Annotated in this window: 26 protein-coding genes; 21 read left to right on the top strand and 5 right to left on the bottom strand. The window is 62.2% G+C overall.

The window, feature by feature from the left end; translation table 11 throughout:
• The first annotated feature begins 10 nt into the window (after positions 1-10).
• On the top strand, positions 11-982 hold the full coding sequence (gene meaB / locus B4F27_RS00800; protein WP_286758602.1) for a methylmalonyl Co-A mutase-associated GTPase MeaB: 972 nt from the start codon (positions 11-13) through the stop codon (positions 980-982).
• Positions 983-991: 9 nt separating this feature from the next.
• Here meaB and B4F27_RS00795 read toward each other — a convergent pair whose 3' ends face one another.
• The 3 genes from B4F27_RS00795 to fsa all read right to left on the bottom strand — a co-directional run bounded on the left by B4F27_RS00795 (position 992) and on the right by fsa (position 3545).
• The gene (locus B4F27_RS00795) at positions 992-1939 is read right to left on the bottom strand and encodes a tyrosine recombinase XerC (RefSeq protein WP_286758601.1); all 948 of its coding nucleotides are present in this window, start codon (positions 1937-1939) and stop codon (positions 992-994) included.
• A complete protein-coding gene (locus tag B4F27_RS00790; protein ID WP_005851624.1) occupies positions 1936-2643 on the bottom strand; it encodes a DUF484 family protein in 708 nt (235 codons plus the stop codon). Before B4F27_RS00790 ends, B4F27_RS00795 begins: the two co-directional genes overlap by 4 nt.
• Positions 2644-2891: 248 nt before the next feature.
• The gene (gene fsa, locus B4F27_RS00785) at positions 2892-3545 is read right to left on the bottom strand and encodes a fructose-6-phosphate aldolase (protein WP_009826101.1); all 654 of its coding nucleotides are present in this window, start codon (positions 3543-3545) and stop codon (positions 2892-2894) included.
• Positions 3546-3663: 118 nt separating this feature from the next.
• Here fsa and B4F27_RS00780 point away from each other — a divergent pair, with 118 nt between their 5' ends.
• From B4F27_RS00780 to B4F27_RS00765, 4 genes are all read left to right on the top strand, one after another.
• Positions 3664-5859 carry a primosomal protein N' gene (locus B4F27_RS00780; RefSeq protein WP_286758600.1) on the top strand — a complete coding sequence of 732 codons (2196 nt, stop codon included), beginning with the start codon at positions 3664-3666 and terminating at the stop codon, positions 5857-5859.
• A gap of 143 nt (positions 5860-6002) precedes the next feature.
• The gene (locus tag B4F27_RS00775) at positions 6003-7235 is read left to right on the top strand and encodes an MFS transporter (RefSeq protein WP_286758599.1); all 1233 of its coding nucleotides are present in this window, start codon (positions 6003-6005) and stop codon (positions 7233-7235) included.
• A 60-nt stretch (positions 7236-7295) separates the two neighbouring features.
• Complete coding sequence (locus tag B4F27_RS00770; protein WP_009826104.1) at positions 7296-8168, top strand: 50S ribosomal protein L11 methyltransferase; 873 nt, start codon at positions 7296-7298, stop codon at positions 8166-8168.
• 109 nt (positions 8169-8277) lie between these two features.
• The gene (locus B4F27_RS00765; RefSeq protein ID WP_037943314.1) at positions 8278-8625 is read left to right on the top strand and encodes a hypothetical protein; all 348 of its coding nucleotides are present in this window, start codon (positions 8278-8280) and stop codon (positions 8623-8625) included.
• 133 nt (positions 8626-8758) lie between these two features.
• Here B4F27_RS00765 and B4F27_RS00760 read toward each other — a convergent pair whose 3' ends face one another.
• Positions 8759-8977, bottom strand: coding sequence for a DUF1127 domain-containing protein (locus B4F27_RS00760; protein WP_005851636.1), 219 nt, complete (start codon positions 8975-8977; stop codon positions 8759-8761).
• Between the two features lie 330 nt (positions 8978-9307).
• Between B4F27_RS00760 and ruvC the strand changes: the two genes are divergently transcribed.
• From ruvC to folD, 16 genes are all read left to right on the top strand, one after another.
• A complete protein-coding gene (gene ruvC / locus B4F27_RS00755) occupies positions 9308-9814 on the top strand; it encodes a crossover junction endodeoxyribonuclease RuvC (protein WP_009826106.1) in 507 nt (168 codons plus the stop codon).
• Positions 9811-10479 (top strand): Holliday junction branch migration protein RuvA, encoded by a 669-nt coding sequence (gene ruvA / locus B4F27_RS00750; protein ID WP_037943315.1) that lies wholly within the window; start codon positions 9811-9813, stop codon positions 10477-10479. The genes ruvC and ruvA overlap by 4 nt, the downstream gene beginning before the upstream one ends.
• A 49-nt stretch (positions 10480-10528) precedes the next feature.
• The gene (gene ruvB, locus B4F27_RS00745; RefSeq protein ID WP_009826108.1) at positions 10529-11548 is read left to right on the top strand and encodes a Holliday junction branch migration DNA helicase RuvB; all 1020 of its coding nucleotides are present in this window, start codon (positions 10529-10531) and stop codon (positions 11546-11548) included.
• A 47-nt stretch (positions 11549-11595) separates the two neighbouring features.
• A complete protein-coding gene (locus B4F27_RS00740; RefSeq protein WP_132997128.1) occupies positions 11596-12219 on the top strand; it encodes a hypothetical protein in 624 nt (207 codons plus the stop codon).
• The gene (ybgC, locus tag B4F27_RS00735) at positions 12216-12602 is read left to right on the top strand and encodes a tol-pal system-associated acyl-CoA thioesterase (protein WP_005851645.1); all 387 of its coding nucleotides are present in this window, start codon (positions 12216-12218) and stop codon (positions 12600-12602) included. Before B4F27_RS00740 ends, ybgC begins: the two co-directional genes overlap by 4 nt.
• A gap of 132 nt (positions 12603-12734) precedes the next feature.
• The gene (gene tolQ / locus B4F27_RS00730; protein WP_005851646.1) at positions 12735-13430 is read left to right on the top strand and encodes a protein TolQ; all 696 of its coding nucleotides are present in this window, start codon (positions 12735-12737) and stop codon (positions 13428-13430) included.
• A gap of 3 nt (positions 13431-13433) precedes the next feature.
• Positions 13434-13913: a protein TolR gene (gene tolR / locus B4F27_RS00725; RefSeq protein ID WP_005851648.1), complete on the top strand. Its 480-nt coding sequence runs from the start codon at positions 13434-13436 to the stop codon at positions 13911-13913.
• A 2-nt stretch (positions 13914-13915) separates the two neighbouring features.
• Complete coding sequence (locus B4F27_RS00720; protein WP_286758598.1) at positions 13916-15070, top strand: energy transducer TonB; 1155 nt, start codon at positions 13916-13918, stop codon at positions 15068-15070.
• The gene (gene tolB / locus B4F27_RS00715) at positions 15067-16389 is read left to right on the top strand and encodes a Tol-Pal system beta propeller repeat protein TolB (RefSeq protein WP_005851653.1); all 1323 of its coding nucleotides are present in this window, start codon (positions 15067-15069) and stop codon (positions 16387-16389) included. The genes B4F27_RS00720 and tolB overlap by 4 nt, the downstream gene beginning before the upstream one ends.
• A 100-nt stretch (positions 16390-16489) precedes the next feature.
• Positions 16490-17014 (top strand): peptidoglycan-associated lipoprotein Pal, encoded by a 525-nt coding sequence (pal, locus tag B4F27_RS00710; protein WP_005851654.1) that lies wholly within the window; start codon positions 16490-16492, stop codon positions 17012-17014.
• Positions 17015-17042: 28 nt separating this feature from the next.
• The gene (gene ybgF, locus B4F27_RS00705; protein ID WP_286758597.1) at positions 17043-17894 is read left to right on the top strand and encodes a tol-pal system protein YbgF; all 852 of its coding nucleotides are present in this window, start codon (positions 17043-17045) and stop codon (positions 17892-17894) included.
• 4 nt (positions 17895-17898) lie between these two features.
• Complete coding sequence (tilS, locus tag B4F27_RS00700; RefSeq protein WP_340246793.1) at positions 17899-19158, top strand: tRNA lysidine(34) synthetase TilS; 1260 nt, start codon at positions 17899-17901, stop codon at positions 19156-19158.
• Positions 19159-19236: 78 nt separating this feature from the next.
• Complete coding sequence (gene ftsH / locus B4F27_RS00695; RefSeq protein ID WP_074635859.1) at positions 19237-21153, top strand: ATP-dependent zinc metalloprotease FtsH; 1917 nt, start codon at positions 19237-19239, stop codon at positions 21151-21153.
• A gap of 115 nt (positions 21154-21268) precedes the next feature.
• The gene (locus tag B4F27_RS00690) at positions 21269-21850 is read left to right on the top strand and encodes an MOSC domain-containing protein (RefSeq protein ID WP_074635857.1); all 582 of its coding nucleotides are present in this window, start codon (positions 21269-21271) and stop codon (positions 21848-21850) included.
• 173 nt (positions 21851-22023) lie between these two features.
• A complete protein-coding gene (locus B4F27_RS00685; RefSeq protein WP_286758595.1) occupies positions 22024-23700 on the top strand; it encodes a formate--tetrahydrofolate ligase in 1677 nt (558 codons plus the stop codon).
• A gap of 94 nt (positions 23701-23794) precedes the next feature.
• Positions 23795-24697: a bifunctional methylenetetrahydrofolate dehydrogenase/methenyltetrahydrofolate cyclohydrolase FolD gene (gene folD, locus B4F27_RS00680; protein WP_286758594.1), complete on the top strand. Its 903-nt coding sequence runs from the start codon at positions 23795-23797 to the stop codon at positions 24695-24697.
• Here folD and B4F27_RS00675 read toward each other — a convergent pair.
• Complete coding sequence (locus tag B4F27_RS00675) at positions 24694-25122, bottom strand: PaaI family thioesterase (RefSeq protein ID WP_286758593.1); 429 nt, start codon at positions 25120-25122, stop codon at positions 24694-24696. The genes folD and B4F27_RS00675 overlap by 4 nt on opposite strands.
• Between the last annotated feature and the right edge of the window lie 30 nt (positions 25123-25152).

The following is a 25152-nucleotide window of genomic DNA, read 5'->3' as shown; positions in this document are numbered from 1 at the left end:
GGCAGGACCAATGAACATCGACGATCTGGCAAAGGGTATCGCAGCAGGGGAGCGCCGCGCGCTGGCGCGGGGGATCACCTTGATCGAATCCGGTCGCGAGGATCACCGTGCGCAGGCGACAGAGCTGCTTGCCGCGCTGCCCAAGGGGCGCGAGGCGCTGCGGATCGGGTTGTCGGGGACGCCGGGGGTGGGGAAATCCACCTTCATCGAAAGCTTTGGCATGATGCTGATCGGGCGCGGGCTCAAGGTCGCGGTGCTGGCAATTGATCCGTCCTCTTCGCGTTCGGGCGGGTCGATCTTGGGGGATAAGACGCGGATGGACCTCTTGTCGCGCGAACGCGATGCTTTCATCCGCCCGTCGCCCAGCCAGACGCATCTGGGCGGCGTGGCCCGCCGCACCCGCGAGGCGGTGACCCTGTGCGAGGCCGCAGGTTTTGACGTGGTGCTGATCGAAACGGTCGGCGTCGGCCAGTCAGAGACGGTGGTGGCAGAGATGTCCGATGTTTTCATGCTGTTGCTGGCCCCTGCGGGCGGGGACGAGCTGCAAGGCGTCAAGCGCGGCATCATGGAGATGGCGGATATCATCGTGATCAACAAGGCCGATGGGGATCTGAAACCCGCCGCGTCGCGGACCTGTGCCGATTACGCCGGTGCCCTGCGGTTGCTGCGCAAACGGCCACAAGACCCCAAGGGGTTTCCCAAGGCGATGATGGTGTCAGCGCTGGAGGAAAACGGGCTGGACGAGGCATGGGCAGAGGTAGAGGCGCTGACCGAATGGCGCCGCGCCGAAGGGTTCTGGCAACATGCCCGTGCCGCACAAGCCCGCTATTGGTTTGAACAGGCGGTGAAGCAGGCGTTGCTTGCGCAGTTGGAAAAGCCCAAGGCCAAGGCCGCGTTGACCGAGCTTAGCGATCGTGTGGCACAGGGGCTGGCGGACCCCACCAAAGCCGCGCAGGATTTCGTCAGCCAGCTGGACCGTTAACGCCCGCCGTTAGTTGCCGCCGCCCGCCTTGGGGTGGGCGCGGTTATAGACATCCATCAGACGCGCGGTATCGACAGCCGTATAGGCCTGCGTGGTCGAGAGCGAGGCATGGCCCAAAAGCTCTTGGATCGCACGCAGATCGCCCCCCGCATCCAGCAGATGCGTGGCAAAGCTGTGGCGCAGCGCGTGGGGTGTGGCGCTGGCGGGCAGGCCAAGCTGCATCCGTGCATCCGCCATCACCTGTGATATCGCCCGCGCCGCCAAAGGCCCGCCGCGCACTGCGCGAAACAGCGGCGCATCCCGTTCCTTCCCAAAGGGGCAGACGCGCAGATAGGCATCCACCGCATCGCGCGCCGCAGGGAGTACGGGCACCACCCGTTCCTTGCCGCCCTTTCCGATGATACGCAGCACCTCGGGCAGGGGCGCGTCGGCCCCCTTGAGGCCAAGCGCTTCGGATATCCGCAGCCCGCACCCCCACAGCAGGGTCAGGACCGCCACATCCCGCGCGGCCACCCAGGCATGACGCGACTGCATTTCCACACTGTCGATCATCGCCTGAGCGGCATCAATCGCCAAGGGGCGGGGCAGCTTTTTGGGAAACTTCGGCGATCTGGTCGACAGCACGGCGGTAGGCTCGAACCCCTCGCGCTCTGCCAGCCAGCGATAGAACGCCTTGACCGCCGACAGCTTGCGCGCCATCGACCGTGGCCCGACATCCCCACTGCGGGTCTGCGCCATCCAGGCGCGCATGTCCGAGATGGTGATCTTTGACAGTGCGCCCAAGCCTTGGCTGTCGCCCTTATGCAGAGTCATGAACGCAAGGAAATCGACCAGATCCCCCTGATAGGCGGTGATCGTGTTCTCGGCGGCCCCTTTCAGGGCGCGTTGATGGTCCAGCCAGCTTTGCAGGGCGTCCCGCGCGGCGGGGCTGATCAAAAGCGCGTTTGCCCCGCTCAAGACAGCCAGCGGCGCATCGTCCGCTCGAACACGCCAGCGAAGAAGCCCAGCAGATCGGTGCCCTGTTGCGGGCTGAACATATGCGGGTCTTCGGAGCCAAGGATCAACAGGCCCGGCAAACGGCCCGCGCCAAAGTTCAGTTTCAGGCAGGCTTCCGACCGGATCCAATCCGCCGCGCCGCCGTAGATATGTTCGGGGCTGTGTTGCACACCGCGCAGGGTCACCTGACGCACCGTGCCGCCGCGCCCGTGCGACAGGTAGTCGTCGATAAACCCCGGCTCGGCGACGTTCAGCACATCGCCCAAGCGCTTGATCGCGGGATCATCGTCATTCTCGGCAGATTCCAGCACCAGCCGCACAGCGTCGACCCGCAGGATATCGGCAACCTCGCCCCCGAGATCCTTGAGGAAGGGTTCGAAGTCTACAGGGTCAAGCATGCGCAGGATCGCGCGGTGGATCTGGTTGGTCCCGGCAAGGTTTTCATAAGCCGCGGCGATCACGTTGCGGTGCGTGTCCTCAAGCCGGTCCAGACGGGTTTCCAGCCGGTCCATGGCGATGCCGCGCAGATCGACAATATTGCCCCCCATCGCGCGTTCATTCGCGGCGATCAGGGCCTGCATCACGTCGTTGTCGTCAAGAATGACGTCGGGCTGTGAAATAATCGCTTCCCGAAGGGAATCTTCGATCTTGTGGTTACTGCTCATGCGGGTCTCTTTTTATATTTGGCACTGACATAGCATGCGCGTCAGGCTAAATCTGCTTTTTTCTTTTGGCGTATGGCTGGTTTTTCGGCGTCAAACCGCCCGTTCGCCGCGCATGGACGGGGCAGAGGCAGGGCGAAGCTGCTGCGGTTTTCTGCGAGGGCACGGGCCGACTACGGGCACATGCAGATCGTGGTGGGCACGCGCAGCCTGTGACGCGCGTGCCCCTTTGTCGTCGCCTTAGGGCGGGGTCAGAGGATGTTCTGACCTGTCTTTGCCCAATCGGCCATGAAGGTCTCGAGCCCCTTGTCAGTCAGCGGGTGCGCGGCCAGCTTCTTGATCACTTCTGGCGGGGCGGTCATGACATCGGCACCGATACGCGCAGCGTCCAGCACGTGGTTCACGGTTCGGATCGACGCGGCGAGGATTTCAGTCTCGAACCCGTAGTTGTCATAGATCGTGCGGATGTCCTGGATCAGGTCCATACCGTCAAGGTTGATGTCATCCAGACGCCCGATGAATGGCGAGATGAACGTGGCACCGGCCTTAGCCGCGATCAATGCCTGGTTCGCCGAGAAGCAGAGCGTGACGTTGACCATCTTGCCCTCGTCCGACAGCACTTTACAGGCTTTCAGACCGTCCCATGTCAGGGGCAGCTTCACGGTGATGTTTTCCGCGATCTCGGCCAGTTTGCGGCCTTCGGCGATCATGTCGTCCGCTTTGGTCGCGACAACTTCGGCAGAGACAGGGCCGTCGACCAGATCACAGATCTCTTTCGTGACTTCCAGAATGTTGCGGCCGGATTTCAGGATCAGCGACGGGTTTGTTGTTACCCCGTCTACCATGCCCAGATCGTTCAGCTCGGCGATGGCATCGATTTCGGCGGTATCTACGAAGAATTTCATGTTACGTCCTTCAGGTTGGAATAGGCAGCAGGAATGGCTATGTCTGTCGCCTAGGGCTTTAGCGCATCATCCGCCAAGCTGGAACCCTAATTCCCGTAACCCCGTTCCGGAGCGATTGGTGAAACCGCCAGAATTTTTTCATGCAAATGAGCAGGTGGCCGTGATGACCACCCAGCCGCTGGGCCGTGCGCTGGATTACAAAGCGCCCGAAGGCGGCTGCCATATGGGGGCTTTCGTCGAGGTGCCTTTGGGCCCGCGCAAGGTGATCGGTGTCGTCTGGGGCGCTGGGCAGGGGGATTACGATCTGTCCAAGATACGGTCGGTGATCCGCGTGCTCGATGCGGCCCCCATGCGCGGAGAACTGCGCAGTTTTCTGACCCGTGCCGCCGCATATACGCTGACGCCTATGCCCGCGATGCTGCGGCTGGCGACGCGTGCGCCGGGGTTGGGCGACCCGCCGTCGATGCGCAAGATTTACCGGCGCGGGGAGGGGGAGCCTGACCGGATGACCGACGCGCGCCGTCGCGTGTTGGAAACTCTGGCGGAGTATGGCGACCTTTCGTTCACGCTCAAGGAACTGGCCGAGATGTCGGGGGTAACGGCGTCGGTGATCAAGGGGTTGGTGACCCAAGGCGCAGTGCTGGAACAGGACAGCCCACGCGATCTGCCTTTCATGCGCATGGACCCGAGCTTGCCCAGCAAAGAGCTAACGGATGATCAGGCATCGGCGTCGGCGCTGCTGGCGGCGGGGGTGGCCTCGGGCACATATGGCACCACCTTGCTGCGGGGCGTGACCGGATCGGGCAAGACCGAAGTCTATCTGGAGGCCGTGGCCGCTGCGCTGAAATCCGGCAGGCAGGCTTTGGTGCTGCTGCCGGAAATCGCGCTGACCGAACAGTTCTTGCACCGTGTGCAGGCGCGGTTTGGCGCGAAGCCTGCGGAATGGCACTCGGGTGCCACGATGACAGAGCGGCGTCGCATCTGGAAAATGGTCGGGCAGGGGCAGGCTCAGGTGGTGATCGGTGCGCGGTCGGCGCTGTTTCTGCCGTTCCAGAACCTTGGTCTGATCGTCGTCGACGAGGAACATGACACCTCGTACAAGCAGGAAGAAGGCGTGCTGTATAACGCCCGTGACATGGCGGTGCTGCGGGCGTCCATCTGCGGGGCGCAGGTGGTTCTGGCCTCTGCCACACCGTCGTTGGAAAGCTGGGCCAACGCCGAGGCGGGCAAATATACGCGGGTCGAGCTGACATCGCGCTTTGGGCCGGCGGTGATGCCGACGATGGGCGCGATCGACATGCGCAGCGAAGGCCTGCCGAGCGATAAATGGGTGTCGCCCACGTTGAAGGTCGAGGTCGACAAGCGGCTGGAACGGGGCGAGCAGGCGATGCTGTTCATCAACCGCCGCGGCTATGCGCCGGTGACCCTGTGCCGCGCCTGCGGGCATCAGATCGGCTGCGATCATTGCGATGCGCGGATGGTCGAACACCGCTACCTCAAACGGCTGGTCTGCCACCAATGCGGCGAAAGCAAGCCCATGCCCGAGGTCTGCCCGTCGTGCGAGGTCGAAGGCAAGCTGGCTGCCGTGGGTCCGGGGGTGGAACGTCTGGGCGAAGAAGCCGCCGCCCTTTGGCCCGAGGCGCGGGTCGCGACGCTAAGCTCGGACATGTATGGTTCGGCCCGCGCGCTCAAGGCCGAGATCGCGGGGATCGCTGATGGGGCGGCGGATATCATCATCGGCACGCAGCTGGTTGCGAAGGGGCACAACTTTCCCAACCTCACGCTGGTGGGGGTCATCGACGCGGATCTGGGGCTGATGGGATCGGACCTGCGCGCGGCAGAACGAACCTATCAGTTGATGCGGCAGGTGGCGGGGCGCGCCGGTCGGGCGGAGGCTCCGGGCACCGCGCTGCTGCAGACCTTTCAGCCGGATCACCCGGTAATCCGCGCCATTCTGGCAGGGGATGAGGAGGGGTTCTGGAAAGCCGAAGCCGGAGAGCGCCGCCACGCCGGCGTGCCGCCCTATGGCCGGATGGCGGGCATCATCCTGAGCGGCCCTGATGTGGCCGCGCTGTTTGATGCGGGCAACCAGCTGGCGCGGCAGGATGCGCCGCTGCGGGCTATCGGCGCGCAGGTCTATGGCCCCGCGCCCGCGCCAGTCGCACGGGTGCGCGGGCGCCATCGGGTGCGGCTGTTGGTCAAGGCCGAAAAGGCCGCGCCTCTGCAAGAGGCATTGGCGAAATGGGTCGCACAGCTGCGGTTGAAGAATGATGTGCGCATCGCCGTCGATATCGATCCGCAGAGTTTTTATTAGCGGTGCGAAGTGCTTGCCCCTGCGGGGCAAGGGCCTTCGGCGAGGATTTTAGGCCATCTGGAAGCTGCGGTTGCGCGGAGCATACGCGTGAGGCGGGTGATTTGATCTCGTCAAGGGCCGGGAACGGGGGTAAGGAATTGCCCATGACCCAATATGTGACCCTTGAAGATGCCAAGCATCAACCGTTCTGGCGCCGCCCTGTGGCGCTGCTGTTCCTGATGGCGCTGGCGATGCCCATTGCCTTCAACACATGGTCGGCGCTGCTGAATAACTTTGTGATCGAGGTCGCAGGGTTCGACGGATCGGACATCGGGTTGCTGCATACGGTGCGCGAGATACCGGGCTTTCTGGCGGTCGGCGTGATCGCGATTATCCTATTCGTGCGCGAACAGGTATTGGGGTTGGTATCACTGGTGCTGCTGGGGGTGGCGACGGCGCTGACCGCGTGGTTCCCGTCGATGGGCGGTATCCTGACGATCACCATGCTCAGCTCTATCGGGTTTCACTATTACGAGACGGTGAACCAGTCTTTGCAGCTGCAGTGGCTCAAGATCGAGGACGCGCCGCGCATGATCGGCTGGCTGATGGCGGCGGGGTCATTGGCGACGCTGGTGGCCTATCTGGCGATCATGGCGCTGTGGGATACCTTGTCGCTATCCTATAACATCGTCTATCTGATTGGCGGCGGGGTGACGGCGGTGACCGCGCTGGTGGCGCTGCTGGCCTATCCGCAGTTCGAGGCCCCGACACCGCAGGTCAAGAAGATGGTGCTGCGCAAGCGGTACTGGCTGTATTATGCGCTGCAATTCATGTCTGGCGCGCGGCGGCAGATTTTTGTCGTTTTTGCGGGCTTCATGATGGTCGAACGCTTTGGGTTTGATGTGCATGAAATCACCCTGCTCTATCTGATCAACCTGATCGCCAATATGATCTTTGCCCCGCTGATGGGCCGTGCAGTCGGCTTCTTTGGAGAGCGTCGCACGCTGAGCTTTGAATACGTCGGGTTGATCATCGTGTTTCTGGCCTATGGCGGCGTCTATTATCTGGGCTGGGGCGTGGTGGTGGCTGCGACGCTTTATGTGCTGGATCACATGTTCTTTGCGCTGGCGCTTGCGCTCAAGACCTATTTCCAGAAGATCGCCGACCCTGCCGACATTGCGCCGACGGCGGCGGTGGCCTTTACCATCAACCATATCGCGGCGGTGTTCCTGCCTGTGGGGCTGGGGCTGCTATGGCTGATCTCGCCCGCGGCGGTCTTTTTCCTTGCGGCGGGGATGGCGCTGGTGTCGCTGTTGCTATCACTGATGATCCCGCGCCATCCCGTGCCGGGCCACGAGACGATCTTTTCCAATCCGCTGCCGGCCCCGGCCGAGTAGCACCCCCCTGACATAGCCGGATGTCGCGCGGCGATATCGGCGATCCTGACGGAGTTTCCCATGCCAACATTCACAGCTTTGACGACCCTAGAAGGACGCAAGCCCGCCTATGCTTTGGGCGAGGCGATGGAGCGGCTGGTGCCGGAACCCACCGGTGTCGGCGTTTTCGAGATGGAAGACGGCTCGGGCCTGTGGGAAGTCGGCGGCTATTTCGAGGAAAGCCCGGATGAGACAGCGCTGGCGGTGTTGGCGGCCTCTATGGGGGCGAAGGAATTTGTCGTTTCAGAGCTGCCGGAAACCGATTGGGTCGCCCATGTGCGCCGCGAGTTGTCGCCGGTCGAAGCGGGGCGGTTCTTTGTTTACGGCAGCCATGACGCGGACAAGGTGCCCGAAGACTGCGAGCCGCTGTTGATCGAGGCGGCAATGGCCTTTGGCACCGGGCACCACGGCACCACATTAGGCTGCTTGCGCGCGTTGGACCGGTTGGCGAACGGCGGCATGGTCGGGCAGAACGTGGCAGATATCGGCTGCGGTACAGCGGTGCTGGCGATGGCGGCGGCGCGCATCTGGCCGAACCCCGTGTTGGCCAGCGACATCGACGAGGTTGCCGTCGACGTGGCCCGCGCCAATGCGGCGGCGAATAATCTGGCCGACCGTTTGATCTGCGTCGAGGCGGCGGGGTTTGACCATCCCGAACTGGCATCGCGCGCGCCCTTCGATCTGGTATTCGCCAACATCCTGAAAGGGCCGCTGGTCGCACTTGCCCCCGATATGGCCGAGGCGCTGGCCCCCGAGGGCTATGCGATTCTATCTGGCATTTTAAACGAACAGGCGGATGACGTGATCGAGGTTTATGCGCAATCCGGCATCAATCTTGTCAACCGAGAGGTGATTGGTGACTGGACCACGTTGACTGTCCAGAAAATGCCATAATCTTTGTCACTTTTCGCCACGAACAAGGTCGAAATGCAGAGAATTTGACACATTCTTGCTTTATTATGATCTTGCGAGAGGTGGGGGCCTTTAGCGACTAGAGGCTGCCATGGTTGATGCTCGTCAACAATTTGGGACACGCGTAAAGAGTTTAGAGAGTAAGAACGTCAAGCTCGCTCGGGGCTATTACACCACCATCCGTGCCGACGGGCTGGTTGTCGCGCGGCCGGCGCGGCGCGGCCTGCGGGTGCCGACCAAATTACTGGTCGCCTTGGTGGCCCTGTTCGTCTGCTTCAAAGGGTTCGTTCTGGCGGCGATCGGTCCCACGGCCTATGACAGCAGGCTGGACAGTTTGGCGCAGGGCACCGTGATCGAACAGGCGGGGGCTTGGGTTTTGCAGGTCGATCCGGTGACGCAAACGCTTGCCCGTAAGCTGGGGCCGGTCTTTCGCGGATAGGGGTGCTGCGGGACGGTGGCTTGCACCGTCATATTTCACTGTCGTAGAACAAATGAAGCCACGCAGATCATTCAGATGTGCGTGGCTTGTGCTTTGGGTTGGCAGCCCCTTGGGCGCTATGAAACATCGACCCTTAGCGGATGAAGTGGTTCATTGCGACGCGTTCGATGTCGCCACGGACCAGACCGATATCGTCGAGTTCACGGTCGGACAGCGCGGACAGGGCGTTGCGTGTGACACGTGCGTCGTTCCATTTGATGATGCTGCCGACAACGTCGCCAAGATGCGCGAAAAAGCGGTTAACAGCTGCGGCGGTGCCGTAGGTGGTTGGGGTATTATAGTAAACAGCCATTGGAGCCATCCTTGAATAAAGAAAAGCCGGATAATCCGGCGGTGCGCTGTGCAATTAGGCAGAATGAAAACACTTCACAACACCCACCGGCGCATGTGTGTTCTGCGTTTGCTGCATAGCAGCATTTGGCGGTTTAGCGCCTATGGATAAGGGGTTTGCCGCTATTGGCGCGGGGGTCGTTTTCAGTGGCTTGAGCGTCGCAACCCGCCCCGAAATTTAGCTTCCAGGTTGAATTGTGACTTTTGTGTGGCGTGGTGCAAAAACCTTGGTGGATGTTCGCGTTTCGTGCTACTGCCTTGGAAAAAGAAAATTCTTGAGGATAATGGGCATATGATACGGGTAATCGGCATTGATCCGGGCTTGCGCAATATGGGCTGGGGCGTCATCGACGTGGCCGGCAGCCGCATCACGCATGTGGCGAACGGCATTTGTCAGTCCGAGGGGGCCGATCTTGCCACGCGTCTTTTGTCGCTCCATGCGCAGTTGACGCGCATCATGGTGACCTATCGACCCGATGCCGCGGCGGTAGAACAGACTTTTGTGAACAAGGATGGTGCTGGGACGCTCAAGCTGGGGCAGGCGCGGGGGATCGCGATGCTGGTGCCTGCGCAGGCGGGGCTGGCGGTGGGTGAATATGCACCCAATACGGTCAAGAAAACGGTCGTTGGCGTCGGCCACGCGGATAAGGGGCAGGTGCTTCATATGGTACGCATGCAATTGCCGGGGGCAGAGATTGCCGGCCCCGATGCCGCGGATGCTTTGGCGATCGCGATCTGTCACGCGCATCACGGGGGGGCCTCGACATTGGCGCAGGCCGTCGCAAGGGCAAGCGCATGATTGGCAAGATCACAGGACGTATTGATTATCGCGCGCCGGATCATCTGCTGATCGACGTGCGTGGTGTTGGTTATCTGGTCTATTGCTCTGACCGAACGATGGCCGCGCTGCCCGGCGTGGGCGAGGTGGTGGCGCTTTTCACCGATCTGGTGGTGCGCGAAGACCTGATGCAGCTTTTCGGCTTTCAGACTTTGGCGGAGAAGGAATGGCACCGGCTGCTGACCTCTGTTCAGGGTGTGGGGGCCAAGGCATCGCTGGCCATTCTGGGCGCGCTTGGGCCAGATGGTGTCAGCCGCGCCATCGCGCTTGGCGACTGGAACGCGGTCAAAGTGGCCAAGGGCGTCGGCCCCAAGATCGCGCAGCGCGTGGTGCTGGACCTCAAGGATAAGGCACCGGGGGTGATGGCGATGACCGGTTCGCTGGCCGAGGCGCATGGCGAGGTCGAGGCAGCAGCAGAGGTGATCGAAACCGCTGCCCCCAAACGCCGCCCCGTGGCCCCGCCGAACCAGTCCGCGCAGGCAGAGGCGCTGTCGGCGCTTGGCAACCTTGGCTATGGTCCGGGCGATGCGGCAGGGGCCGTGGCGCAAGCTGCCGGAGAGATGCCAGAGGCCGACACCCCGCAGCTGATCCGCGCGGCGTTGAAACTGCTTGCCCCCAAAGGATAGGATGCGCATAGCCGCGTGGCCGTCCGTATGAACCTTGCTTGGATATTTGATGATCGACAGTGACCCAACTTTGCGGCCGGACCCGCAGCCCGGTGATATAGACCGCGCCCTGCGCCCGCAGATGCTGGATGAATTCGTCGGTCAGGCCGAAGCGCGGGCCAACCTCAAGGTGTTCATCCAATCCGCCAAGCAGCGGGGCGAGGCGATGGACCACACGCTGTTCCACGGCCCGCCCGGATTGGGGAAGACCACGCTGGCGCAGATCATGGCACGCGAGCTGGGGGTCGGGTTCCGCATGACCTCTGGCCCTGTGCTGGCAAAGGCGGGCGATCTGGCGGCGATCCTGACCAACCTCGAAGCCCGCGATGTGTTGTTTATCGATGAAATCCACCGTCTGAACCCAGCCGTGGAAGAGGTGCTGTATCCCGCGTTGGAAGACTTTGAACTCGACCTCGTGATCGGCGAAGGCCCCGCCGCGCGCACCGTGCGCATCGAATTGCAGCCCTTCACGCTGGTGGGCGCGACAACGCGCATGGGGCTGCTGACCACGCCGTTGCGCGACCGTTTCGGCATTCCTACGCGTTTGCAGTTCTATACCGAGGATGAGTTGTTCATCATCGTCGATCGCAATGCCCGCAAGCTGGGGGCCCCCGCCGATGAGGGGGGCGCACGCGAGATCGCCAAGCGCGCCCGCGGCACCCCGCGTATCGCGGGCCGTCTGCTGCGGCGCGTTGTGGATTTCGCCGTGGTTGAAGGCGACGGCCGCGTGACCCGCGCGCTGGCGGATATGGCGCTGACCCGTCTTGGCGTCGACAAGCTGGGACTGGACGGGGCCGACCGCCGCTATCTGCGTCTGATCGCCGAGAATTATCAGGGCGGCCCGGTCGGGATCGAAACCATGTCGGCGGCGCTGTCTGAATCCCGTGATGCGCTGGAAGAGGTGATCGAGCCCTACCTGCTGCAACAAGGGCTGATCCAGCGCACGCCGCGGGGACGGATGCTGGCGCAGAAAGCCTGGACGCATCTGGGGATGGCTCCGCCCAAACCCCAAAGCGATTTGTTTGGCTGAGGGCGGGGAAGCCTTCGGCGAGGATTTAAGACCATTTGGAAGTTGAGATGACACCACAAGAGATCGAAGCGCTGTTTACCCGAAGCGACGACAGCTATGCCTTTGCCCGTTGGGGCCGCCCGTTGGCACCTGTGGTCTTTGGCGTGGATGATGCGACGCTGACCGTGGTCAAAAGCGCGATCGAGGCGGTCTGTCAGTTGGCGGGGCACAGCATGTCAGAGACCGACCCCGAGCTTGGCAGCAATCTGATGATGTTCTTTTTCAAGGATTGGGCAGAGCTGTTGGAGGTGCCCGATCTGGACCGTCTGGTGCCTGATCTTGCCCCGTTGGTGGAAAAGCTGGATGCGGCGGGGGCCAATCAGTATCGTCTGTTCCGCTTTGACGAGACAGGCGCCATCAAGGCATGTTTCGTCTTTCTGCGCATGGACGAGCAGCTGAGCGCGATGCCCGCGCAAGCCCTGGCACTGGGGCAGATCGTGCAGTCTTTCTTGCTGTGGTCTGATACTGCGTTCCGCGAGGTGTCGCCACTTGCTCTGCACGAGGGGGCGACGATCCTGAAGCCTGAGGTGGCGGCACTGTTGCGTGCGGCCTATGACCCCGTGATGCCCGTGGCAGCGCAGGACCCGTCTCATGCACTGCGCTTGTTCGCGCGGGTGGGGGCGGCGCAATGACCCATCATCTGCCGATCCGCGTTTACTATGAAGACACCGATATGGCGGGGATCGTCTATTACGCGAATTACCTGCGCTATATCGAACGGGCGCGCAGTGACTGGGTGCGCGAGATGGGAATCGACCAGCTGGCCATGAAGGCCGAGGGCGTGGTTTTTGCCGTGCGCCGGGTAGAGGCGGATTACATCCAGCCTGCGGTATTCGACGATATGCTTGATGTAGAGACATGGGCCACGTCGATCACGCCGGCTCGCATGGTGATGCAGCAAGAGGTCAAACGCGGCGATACGGTCCTGTTTCGGGCGGTGGTCACGATTGTTTGTATCGCGGCGTCAGGCAAACCCTGCAGATTGCCAGCGAAACTTCGCTCAATCCCCGTCTAGCAGGCGGATTGGCCCCATAATCCTAGCAATAGATATTGCACTCGGCTAAGCTTGTGCCAAATAGCGCCTTGGAAAACAGGGCCGTTGAGGCAGATGAAGCCCCTTTTGGGCGCAACAAAAAGAGCAGAACCGATGGAAGCAGAAACGCTGGCGGCGGCAAGCGAGATTGATTTCTCGCTCTTAGGTCTATTTCTCCGCGCAACGATTACCGTAAAACTCGTGATGATCATGCTGATCGTCGCGTCCTTCTGGTCGTGGTCGATCATCATTCAGAAGATGATCCAGTACCGCCATGCCAAAGCCGAGGCAGAGCGGTTTGACCAGGCATTCTGGTCGGGCGAGCCGTTGGACGGGTTGTATGACACGATCGGGCCGGATCCGGATGGGGCCGCAGAAAAGATTTTCGCCGCCGGTATGACGGAATGGCGTCGGTCGCATCGCGAGGATGGCGGGCTGATCCCCGGTGCCACCGCGCGGATCGACCGCAGCATGGATGTGGCGATTGCCAAAGAGGCAGAGCGTCTGCAAAAGGGCTTGCCCGTGCTGGCGACCACCGGGTCGACCGCGCCATTTATCGGTCTGTTCGGGACCGTGTTCGGGATCATGAACTCTTTCATCGAGATCGCGGCCCAGCAAAATACCAGCCTTGTCGTCGTCGCCCCCGGTATTGCCGAGGCGCTTTTGGCCACAGGTATTGGCCTTTTGGCGGCTATTCCCGCGGTTATCTTCTATAACAAGCTGAGCGCGGATTCTGATCGTATTTTGGGCGGCTACGAAGCCTTTGCTGATGAATTCGCCACCATTCTCAGCCGTCAGCTGGATAGCTGAGCCATGGCAGGTGGGGTGATGAAAAAGCAGGGCGGGGGTGGCCGTGGCCGCCGTCGCGGCCGTGCGCAGCCGATGGCAGAGATCAACATCACGCCGTTCGTTGACGTGATGCTGGTGCTCTTGATCATCTTTATGGTCGCAGCACCTTTGCTGACCGTTGGCGTGCCGGTCGAGCTGCCCAAAACAGCGGCCACCGCCCTGCCGTCCGAGCAGGAGGAGCCGTTGACCGTGACCGTTCTGGCGGACGGGTCCGTGCAGATCCAGAAGACAGAAACCGGGCGTGATGATCTGGTTGCCAAGCTGCGTGCCATTTCGGCAGAGCGTGCGAGCGACCGTGTGTTCCTGCGTGCGGATGGGGCTGTGCCCTATGCCTCGATTATGGAAGTCATGGGGGCGCTGAACGCAGGTGGCTTTAGCAACATTGGTCTGGTGACTGAAACCGGCGGGCCGAAGTTGGACGGCACAGGCGCGTCAGGCGGGTAACCATGCACAAGGGGCATTACATCTCTGGCGCGGGTCACTTGGGGCTCATCGGCTGGCTATTGCTGGGGAATATCTTTACCTCGCACAGCGACCCTGTGGAGATGCAGGAGGTGTCGGTCATTTCGGCCGCGCAATATGACGAGATGGTCGCCGCGGCGCAATCCGCGCAGGCGGAGGCCGCAGCGCAGCCCGAGCCTGCCCCTGAACCGGAACCTGCGCCCGAACCAGAACCGACCCCTGCGCCTGCGCCGGAGCCCGAGCCCGCCCCGGAACCCGAGCCTGTGCCAGAGCCTGAACCCATCGCACCGCCCCCCTCGGAGGACGTGAGCGATCAGGCCCCCGAGCTGCCCGAGCCGCCTGCCGATGTCGCCGTTCTGACGCCAGAGGAAGCACCCGTCGCCGTGCCGCGCCCTGTAGAGCGTGTGGCCCCCGAACCTGTAGAGGCTCCGGATCCCGAGGCGCGCACCGATGATGTGCTGCGCGAGGCCGCGACACCGGATGCGCCGGCAGACAAGGTCGTGGAAGAGGCACAGGAAGCCACCGCCCCCGAAGAGGCGACGACGCAGATTGTGACCGAAGCAACGGAAGCGCCCAAAGCGTCGCCGACCCAATCCGCACGTCCTCCGGCCCGCCGCCCCACACCTCCTGCGCCGCAGGTGGCAGAGGCACCCGTGGAGACGCCGAAACCCGAAACGCCGAAACCCGCCACACCGAAGCCGGAAACACCCAAGCCGACGCCCGAACCGGCAACGGATAAGGACGCCGTGGCAGCTGCGCTCGCCGAAGCCATGGGAGAGACCGACGCGCCTGCAACGCCGGCGGCACCCTCTGGCCCGCCATTGTCGGCTGGCGAGAAAGAATCGCTGCGCGTGGCAGTATCGTCGTGCTGGAACGTGGGGTCCCTTTCCTCCGAGGCATTGCGCACTACTGTAGTGGTGAGTGTCGCAATGAACCAAGATGGCACGCCACAGACCAATTCGATCAAGATGACCAGCAGTTCGGGCGGATCACAGGGGGCTGCCAATCAGGCGTTCGAGGCCGCACGGCGGGCAATTATCCGCTGCGGCGCGCGCGGGTATCAGCTTCCTGTAGAAAAATTCGGTCAATGGCAGAATATTGAGATGACCTTTAATCCTGAAAGGATGCGCATCAAATGATTGTACGAATTCTGAGCCTCTGTCTCGCGCTTATCGGCGGTGTTGCCTCGGTCGCGCAGGCGCAGGATGGACCATTGCGGATCGAGATTACCGAAGGTGTGATTGAACCCTTGCCCTTTGCCGTGCCCAGCTTTCAGCCCGAAAGCGGGGACGCGGGGCAGATGGCCGTTGATCTGGCGCGGGTCGTGTCCGAAGATCTTGTCGGTTCTGGTCTGTTCCGCGAAGTACCGGCAAGCGCCTATATCTCGACCGTCAGCGATTTCAACGCGCCGATCCAATATGCTGACTGGAAGGCGATCAACGCGCAGGCGCTGATCACTGGTGCCGTCAGTGTCTCGGGCAATACGTTGAATGTGAAGTTCCGTCTGTATGACGTATTTTCCGGCGCTGAACTGGGGTCGGGCTTGCAGTTTTCGGGCACGGTCGATGGCTGGCGTCGCATGGCACATAAGGTGGCCGATGCCGTCTATTCGCGTATCACGGGCGAAGGGGGCTATTTCGACAGCCGCGTCGTCTATGTCTCCGAGACGGGGCCCAAGGACGACCGCGCTAAACGTCTGGCGGTGATGGATTATGACGGGGCCAATGTGCGCTATCTGACCGACAGCTCGTCCATCGTGCTGGCACCGCGGTTCTCGCCCTCGGGGGATCGTATTCTCTACACCAGCTACGAAAGCGGCTTCCCGCGGATCTATGTGCTCGACATCGGGTCGGTGCAGCGTCGCGTGCTGGAAAGCGCCGAAGGCACCATGAGCTTTGCGCCGCGGTTTTCTCCGTCCGGCAATACGGTTGTCTATTCGCTGACCCAAGGTGGGAACACGGATATCTACACGATGGATATCAACACCGGCCAGTCGACACGGCTGACCAATACGCCTGCGATCGAAACCGCGCCCAGCTATTCGCCGGACGGCAGCCGGATCGTTTTCGAAAGCGACCGTTCGGGATCGCAGCAGCTGTATATCATGCCTGCAACAGGCGGCGAGGCGACGCGGATCTCGTTTGGCGAAGGGCGCTATGGCACGCCGGTCTGGTCGCCGCGCGGCGATCTGGTGGCCTTTACCAAGCAGAACAAGGGCCGGTTCCACATCGGCGTGATGCGGCTGGACGGGTCGGAAGAACGTCTGCTGACCGCGTCCTTCCTGGATGAAGGCCCCACATGGGCCCCCAACGGCCGCGTCATCATGTTCGCGCGGGAAACCCAAGGGGCAGGCGGGGCGTCGTCGCTGTATTCGGTCGATATCTCGGGCCGGAACCTCAAGCCTGTGCGCACCCAAGAGGGCGGATCGGATCCGTCTTGGTCGCCGCTTCAGAAGTAAACAACAGCCATAGTGCCTTGGTGTTTCCCAATACCAAGGCACTATGGTAACACCGTCACAACAGACACATTAAAATGCTATCGTCAAAAAGGCACAGTCCATGAACCGCATTCTCACCGCAACTCTATTGATCGCAGCCCTGGCCGTATCGGCTTGTACCAACCCTGACCGCTTTGGCGCGGACGGCATGAATAACGGTGCCGCGAATGGCGCAGGCCTGAACGGGGGCATTATCCCCGGCAGCGCGAACGACCCGGCTTCTACGGCATATTTCCAGCAAGCTGTCGGGGACCGCGTGCTGTTCCTGGTTGACCAATCCAACCTGACCCCCGAAGGCCAAGCGACGCTGGACGGTCAGGCAGCCTGGTTGAACACCAACACCGATTACCAAGCCGTGATCGAAGGCCACGCGGATGAGCAGGGCACACGGGAATACAACCTTGCGCTTGGCGCACGCCGTGCCAATGCAGCGCGCGAATATTTGATCTCGCGCGGGATCGCCGCCAGCCGTCTTCGCGTTGTAAGCTATGGTAAGGAACGCCCGATCGAAGTCTGTTCGAGCGAGGCATGCTATGCCAAGAACCGTCGGGCCGTGACCGTACTTGCGGGCGGTCTGACCAGCTAAGTCGTCTACGTTAGGTTAGGATTTTAATATGCGGTTTGCTTTGATTGTAGCGCTTGGACTGGCCTTTGGGCCGGTCACAGCGCAGGCGCAGGATGCGCAGACTTTGGCGGATGTGCGTCAGGAACTGACGGTACTGAATGTCGAGGTGCAAAAGCTGCGCCGGGAACTGTCCACCACGGGCGGCGCGAGCGTTGCCGTGACCGGTGGGTCGGTGCTTGAGCGCGTCAATGCAATGGAAAGCGAACTGCAGCGCCTGACCTCTAAAACCGAAGAGCTGGAAAACCGGATCAACCGCGTGGTCACCGACGGGACCAACCGGATCGGTGATCTGGAATTCCGGCTCGTGGAGCTTGAAGGCGGCGATGTGGGCAGCCTCGGCCAGACTTCTACCCTTGGCGGGGGCGAGTTGCCCGCGACCATGGCACCCGCCACGCCCGTGCCCGCACCAGCGGACCCGTTGGCCAATACTTCTACCCCCACCAATACCGCAGAGCTTGCGGTGGGTGAAAAAACAGACTTCGAGCGGGCGAAGGCGGCGCTCGCTGACGGTGACTTTCGCAGCGCCGCAGACCAGTTTGCGACCTTCAATCAGACCTATCCGGGCGGACCGCTAGGCCCCGAAGCCGATCTGCGGCGCGGCGACGCGCTGGACGGTCTGGGCGATACCCGCGAAGCGGCACGCGCCTATCTGGCAAGCTTTAGCGCCGATCCCGCGGGGCCTGTCGCGGCAGAAGCACTGTACCAGCTTGGCAGCTCTTTGGGGGCCTTGGGCCAAACCCAAGAAGCCTGCGTGACCTTGGGCGAAGTCGCATCGCGCTTCCCCACAAGCCCCTTCGTCGCGCAAGCCCAATCCGAACGCAGCGTGCTTGCCTGCCAGTGATCCGATGACCGACCCGCTGGCGCAGAGCATCGCCGCCAGCTTTGACCCCGCGCCGCCGCCCGTATTGGGTGTGGCGGTGTCGGGGGGCGGCGACTCTGTCGCGCTTTTACATCTTCTGAACGACTATGCCCGCAGCCGCGGGATCGTGCTGCACGCAGCAACCGTCGATCACGGCCTGCGACCCGAGGCCGCCCGCGAAGCCGCGATGGTCGCCGGCCAGTGTCGCGCGCTTGGCGTTCCGCATGATACGTTGAGGTGGACGGGCTGGGACCACAGCGGCAATTTGCAGAACGAGGCCCGCAAGGCGCGTTACCGGTTGTTGGCGGATTGGGCACGGGGGCAGGGCATTGGCGCTGTCTGCATCGGGCATACCGCCGACGATCTGGCAGAGACTTTCGTGATGCGTTTGGGGCGCCGGGCAGGGGTCGACGGGCTATCCGCCATGCCTGCGATTTTCGACCGACATGGCATGCGTTGGCACAGGCCCTTGCTCAACGCCCGCCGCGCCGACCTACGCGCGCATCTGACGCGTTGCGGGGTGACGTGGGTCGATGACCCCAGCAACGAGGATGATAGCTTTGCGCGGGTGCGCATCCGCAAGGCGCTGGCGGTGCTGACCGATCTAGGCGTTGATTCTGCCGCACTTGCCGATGTCTCGCGCCACCTTGCCGATGCCCGTACCGCGCTCGACGCGCAGATGTTTGCCGCCGCACGCGCCCATGCTCACGTTCAATGCGGTGCCGTGGCGATGGATTGGCAGGCGCTGTGTGATCTCCCGACAGAGACACGCCGCCGATTGCTGACCCATACGATCGCCTGGATCAACGGGGCCACCTACGCCCCACGCAGCAGTGCCGTGGCAGAGGTGCTGACAGCGCTTGATGGTGCCGGTGCCGCGACCGTGCAGGGGTGCGAGCTGCGGTTGAAGCGCGATAAACTGTGGATTTACAGAGAGTTGCAGGCAGTAAGGGCGGTTGATGCGCCCGTGGATGCGCTCTGGGACGGCCGCTGGCGTCTGGAACCTTGCGGCGATGCGCCCGCGCCCAACACGCAAACCACGATCCGTGCCTTGGGCGCTGAGGGGCTGCGCAGCTTTGCGGATTGGCGCGATTTGGGCGTGCCGCGCGGTGTCTTGCTGGCCTCTCCGGCGGTGTGGCAGGGCGCGGAACTGGTCGCTGCCCCCCTTGTCGGTCGGTCGCAAAACTGGCAAGCAGTGCTCGAACGCGGCGAAGATGCCTTTTTCGCCGCACATATGACGCATTGAACATGCGCCGATCGTGTCTATCTTACACGCATTGGGCGCTGTGTTTGGTGCCGTCCCCCGGATGTAGGAGACTTTCCTTTGGGTAATATGCGCAATCTCGCCTTTTGGGTTGTATTGATGCTTTTGGTTTTGGCGCTGTTCAATCTGTTCAGCGGCTCGACTGGCGGGCTGCAAAGCCGTGAAATCAGCTATTCCGAATTTGTGACCGCTGTCGAAGCAGGGGACGTGCGCAACGTCACGCTTGATGGTGAACAGGTCCGTTTCCGTCGTGCCGATGGCAGTGACTATGTCACGATCCGGCCCGAAGACGCCGAGGTCACCAGCCTGCTGATGTCCAAGGACATCCCTGTGCGCGCTGAACCCCAGCAGCAATCCGGTTTCCAAACCTTCCTGATGTCGCTGTTGCCCATCCTTCTGCTGATCGGTGTGTGGATCTATTTCATGAACCGCATGCAGGGCGGTGGCAAAGGCGGGGCGATGGGGTTCGGCAAGTCCAAGGCCAAGATGCTGACCGAAAAACACGGTCGTGTGACGTTTGACGACGTGGCGGGCATCGACGAGGCGAAGGAAGAGCTGGAAGAGATCGTCGAATTCCTGCGCAACCCGCAAAAGTTCAGCCGTTTGGGCGGCAAGATCCCCAAAGGCGCGCTGCTTGAGGGCCCTCCCGGTACCGGTAAGACGCTGCTGGCGCGGGCGATTGCCGGCGAAGCGGGTGTTCCGTTCTTCACGATCTCGGGCTCTGACTTCGTCGAGATGTTCGTTGGCGTCGGTGCTAGCCGCGTGCGCGACATGTTCGAACAGGCCAAGAAAAATGCGCCCTGCATCGTCTTCATCGATGAGATCGACGCCGTGGGCCGGTCTCGTGGCGCGGGCTACGGTGGTGGCAACGACGAGCGTGAACAGACCTTGAACCAGCTGCTGGTCGAGATGGACGGCTTTGAGGCGAACGAAGGCGTGATCATCATCGCCGCGACCAACCGCAAAGACGTGCTGGACCCTGCCTTGCTGCGTCCGGGCCGCTTTGACCGTCAGGTCACCGTAGGCAACCCTGACATCAAAGGCCGCGAGAAAATCCTTGGGGTGCATGCACGCAAGACGCCGCTTGGCCCTGACGTAGACCTGCGCATTATCGCGCGCGGTACGCCCGGTTTCTCGGGTGCGGATCTGGCGAACCTCGTGAACGAGGCCGCGCTGACCGCCGCACGCGTGGGCCGTCGCTTTGTCGCGATGATGGATTTCGAGGCCGCGAAAGACAAGATCATGATGGGTGCCGAGCGCCGGTCGATGGTGTTGACGCAGGACCAGAAGGAAAAGACCGCCTACCACGAAGCCGGTCACGCCATCGTCGGGATCAAGCTGCCGAAATGTGACCCTGTCTATAAGGCCACGATCATTCCGCGCGGCGGCGCCTTGGGTATGGTGATGAGCCTGCCCGAAATGGACAAGCTGCAGATGTTCAAGGACGAAGCCGAGCAAAAGATCGCCATGACCATGGCGGGCAAAGCGGCTGAAATCTTCAAATATGGCGCTGAAACCGTGTCGTCGGGCCCGATGGGCGATATCATGCAGGCCAGCCAGTTGGCGCGTGGCATGGTGATGCGCATGGGCATGTCCGACAAGGTCGGGAACATCGACTATTCGGAAGCGGCGGCTGGTTACCAAGCCAACGGCGGCGCGGGCGGGTTCAGCGTCTCTGCGGCCACGAAAGAGCTGATCGAATCCGAAGTGAAGCGCATCATCGACGAAGGCTACGACCGCGCCTTCAAAATGATCACCGACCACGAGGAAGAATTCGAACGTCTGGCCCAAGGTTTGCTGGAGTACGAGACCCTCACCGGCGACGAGATCAAGCGCGTCATGGAAGGCAAACCGCCACAAGACCCGGACGGCGAGGACACCAGCGGCACGGACAAACCAAGCCTGACCGCGATCCCCAAGGCCAAAGGCAAGAAGACGCCTCCGCCAAGCGGGATGGAGCCAGAGCCAAGCGTCTGACGCCTAGGCATTGATCACCAGAATACGAAAGAAAAGGCCCTGCACCCGCGGGGCCTTTTCTTTTGTCGCGGCTTTGCGCAGGTTACGGACAACTCAGCGCGAAAGGATGCCGGTCATGCCGACGATGAAAGAAACCGAGTTTACCGCAACGATCACATGGCTTGGTGTGGTGCCCAAGCTGGCCAAGGGCATCCGCGCCGAACCCCGGAGCGAAGCTTTCGCCAGCTACGCCGGTTTCGAGGATGACGTGCATGCGGGGCTGACCCGCGCGTCCTGTGTGCGGGTCACGAACCTCTATCCCAAGGGCACCGAGATCCGGAACGTGCGGCAGCTGTCGATCCTGTCTGCGGAAGAAATGGCCCTGATCGCGGCCGACATGGGGATGGAGACACTGGACCCCATGCACCTTGGCACGTCGATGGTGATCAAGGGCATCCCCGATTTCACCCATGTGCCGCCCAATGCGCGGCTGCAGGCTGCCTCGGGTGCGACGATCACGATTGATACCGAAAACCGCCCCTGCGTGCTGCCCGGTCGCGAGATTGAACAAGACAGCCCCGGCCACGGTCCCAAGTTCAAATCCGCGGCCGAGAACCGTCGCGGCGTGACCGCCTGGATCGAACGCGAGGGGCTATTGCGCGTCGGTGATACGCTGCGCCTGTTCATCCCCGACCAGCCAGCCTGGCAGCACGGCTAGGCCCAATGGGGCGCGGGGTCACAGCGACCCGCCATGCTCAAATCAGCGACACACCCGCCGGATCGCCGCATCAAGCGCCGGATATGTCGGAATTGCCCCCTCTGCCCATGCCCTCACAGGCGTATTGAGGACATAAGAAACATAGAACGCCGACGGCGCATCAGGGAGGACATATGACCTTTAAATCCGACATCCAAATCGCACGCGAAGCCAGCAAACGCCCCATTCAGGAGATCGGGCAAAAGCTGGGCATCAGCAGCGATGATCTGCTGCCCTACGGCCATGACAAGGCGAAGGTGTCGCAAAAGTTCATCAACTCGGTGCAGGACCGTCCCGATGGCAAGCTGATCCTCGTCACCGCGATCAACCCCACCCCCGCGGGCGAGGGCAAGACGACCACCACCGTCGGTCTGGGCGACGGGTTGAACCGCATCGGCAAGAACGCGGCCGTCTGTATCCGCGAGGCGTCTCTGGGGCCGAACTTCGGCATGAAGGGCGGGGCCGCGGGGGGCGGCTATGCGCAAATCGTCCCCATGGAAGAGATGAACCTGCATTTCACCGGTGACTTCCACGCCATCACCTCGGCGCACAACCTGCTCAGCGCGATGATCGATAACCACATCTATTGGGGCAACGCGCTAGAGATCGACCTGCGCCGCGTCGTCTGGCGCCGCGTCGTCGACATGAACGACCGCGCCCTACGCCAGATCACGGCGTCCTTGGGCGGTGTGTCGAACGGTTTCCCCCGCGAGGCTGGGTTCGACATCACCGTCGCGTCCGAAGTCATGGCGATCCTGTGCTTGGCCAAAGACCTGAACGACCTGCAAAAGCGCCTTGGCGACATGATCGTCGCCTATACCCGCGAGCGTAAACCGGTCTATGCGCGCGATATCAAAGCGGATGGTGCGATGACCGTGCTGTTGAAAGACGCGATGCAGCCGAACCTTGTGCAGACGCTGGAAAACAACCCTGCCTTCGTCCACGGCGGGCCTTTCGCCAATATCGCGCATGGCTGCAACTCTGTCATCGCGACCACCACCGCGCTGAAGCTGGCGGATTATGTGGTGACCGAAGCGGGCTTTGGTGCCGATCTGGGGGCAGAGAAGTTCCTGAACATCAAATGCCGCAAGGCGGGGTTGGCACCGTCCTGCGTCGTGGTCGTGGCCACGGTGCGCGCGATGAAGATGAACGGCGGCGTGGCCAAGGCCGATCTGGGCGCTGAAAACGTCGACGCCGTGCAGGCCGGTTGCCCCAACCTTGGCCGCCACATCGAGAACCTGAAATCCTTTGGCGTGCCCGTCGTCGTCGCGATCAACCATTTCGTCACCGACACCGACGCAGAGGTGCAAGCGGTCAAAGACTATGTCGCCTCGCAAGGGGCCGAGGCCGTGCTGTCCCGCCACTGGGAATTGGGCAGCGCTGGCTCTGCCGAACTTGCCGAGAAAGTGGTCGAGACGATCGAGAAGGGTCAGGCGGATTTCGCCACGCTCTACCCCGACGCGATGCCGCTGGCCGATAAGATCAACACCATCGCCACAAAGATCTACCGCGCGGATGGGGTGGTGATGGACCAGAAGATCCTCAACCAGTTGAAAGACTGGGAAGAGCAGGGATATGGCGATCTGCCGGTCTGTATGGCCAAAACGCAATACAGCTTTACCACCGATCCCGAAGCCCGCGGCGCGCCAACCGGCTTTACCATCCCCGTGCGCGAGGTGCGCCTGTCTGCTGGCGCGGGCTTTGTCGTGGCCATCTGCGGTGAGATCATGACCATGCCGGGCCTGCCGCGGGTGCCTTCTGCCGAAAATATTCGTCTCAATGACATCGGCGATGTTGAAGGTCTGTTCTAAGCGCGTATGAACAGGGCGCGGAGGGTCGCCCCTTCGCGCCTTCGCCTGCTGTGGCAGGTGATAGCAGCGCCACAACAGACAAAGGACGGTCCCCATGACAGCGACGATCATTGACGGCAAGGCATTTGCAGCACAGGTGCGGGGGCAGGTCGCCCAGCATGTCACGCGGCTGAAGGACGATCACGGGATCACGCCGGGGCTGGCTGTGGTGCTTGTCGGGGCCGATCCTGCCTCCGAGGTTTATGTCAAATCCAAGGGCAAGATGACCAAGGAAGTGGGCATGAAATCGGTCGAACACCGGCTGGCGGACACCACATCAGAGGCGGAGCTTCTGGCCCTGATCGACACGCTGAACAACGATGACACGATCCACGGTATCCTCGTGCAGCTCCCCTTGCCCGATCACCTGAACGAAGACCTTGTGATCGGCGCGATTGATCCGGCCAAGGATGTCGACGGGTTTCATATCTCGAACGTCGGTCTGTTGGGCACCGGGCAGAAATCCATGGTGCCCTGCACGCCGCTTGGCTGTCTGATGATGCTGCGCGACCACCATGGCACCCTGTCGGGGATGGATGCGGTCGTGATCGGGCGCAGCAATATCGTGGGCAAACCGATGGCCCAGCTTCTGCTCAACGACAGCTGCACCGTGACCATCGCCCATTCACGGACCAAAGACCTTGCCGGTGTTGTGCGCCGCGCTGATATCGTGATCGCCGCCGTGGGCCGCCCCGAGATGGTGCCGGGCGACTGGATCAAACCGGGGGCCACAATCATCGACGTGGGCATCAACCGTCTCGACGCGCCAGAGCGGGGTGAGGGCAAGACCCGTCTGGTCGGGGATGTGGATTTTGACAGCTGCGCCAAGGTGGCCGGTGCGATCACCCCGGTGCCGGGGGGCGTGGGCCCGATGACGATCGCCTGTCTGCTGGCCAATACGGTTACAGCCTGCTGCCGTGCCCATGAGCTGCCCGAACCCGAAGGGCTGACCGCCTAAGCGGCGGTTGCCGGAACCGGCACCATCGTGCCCTGAAGCAAGGCGATCAGCACCTGCTGGTCGCCGGTTTGGGCAAAGACCTCGGCCGTGACCACACAAAGCCGCTTGCCCGGTTTCACCACCTTGCCAATCGCGATCAGCCGGTCTCCGCGGGCGGGGGCCAGCAGGTTGATCTTGATCTCTGCGGTGACGACCTCGGTATCTAAGGGCAGTGTCGTCAGCGCGGCATAGCCCGCAGCGCTGTCCCCGATAGAGAAGGTCAGCCCCGCGTGGCCAAACCCCTGCTGCTGGCGCGTGCCGGGCAGGATCGGTGCCTCGATCCGGATGAGCCCATTCGACACATCGCTGAGTTCAGCGCCGAGGGTCTGCATCATCGATTGTGCGGCAAAGCTGTCGCGGATGCGGGCGATTTCTTGCGGGGTCATAGGGGCTCTTTCAACATGGATAGCGGGCCC

The sequence above is a fragment of the Sulfitobacter sp. UBA1132 genome (assembly GCF_002311545.1).
Taxonomy (GTDB): Bacteria; Pseudomonadota; Alphaproteobacteria; order Rhodobacterales; family Rhodobacteraceae; genus Sulfitobacter; species Sulfitobacter pontiacus.
The sequence above is the reverse complement of the archived record's forward strand: the minus strand, read 5'-3'. Positions and strand labels throughout refer to the sequence as shown.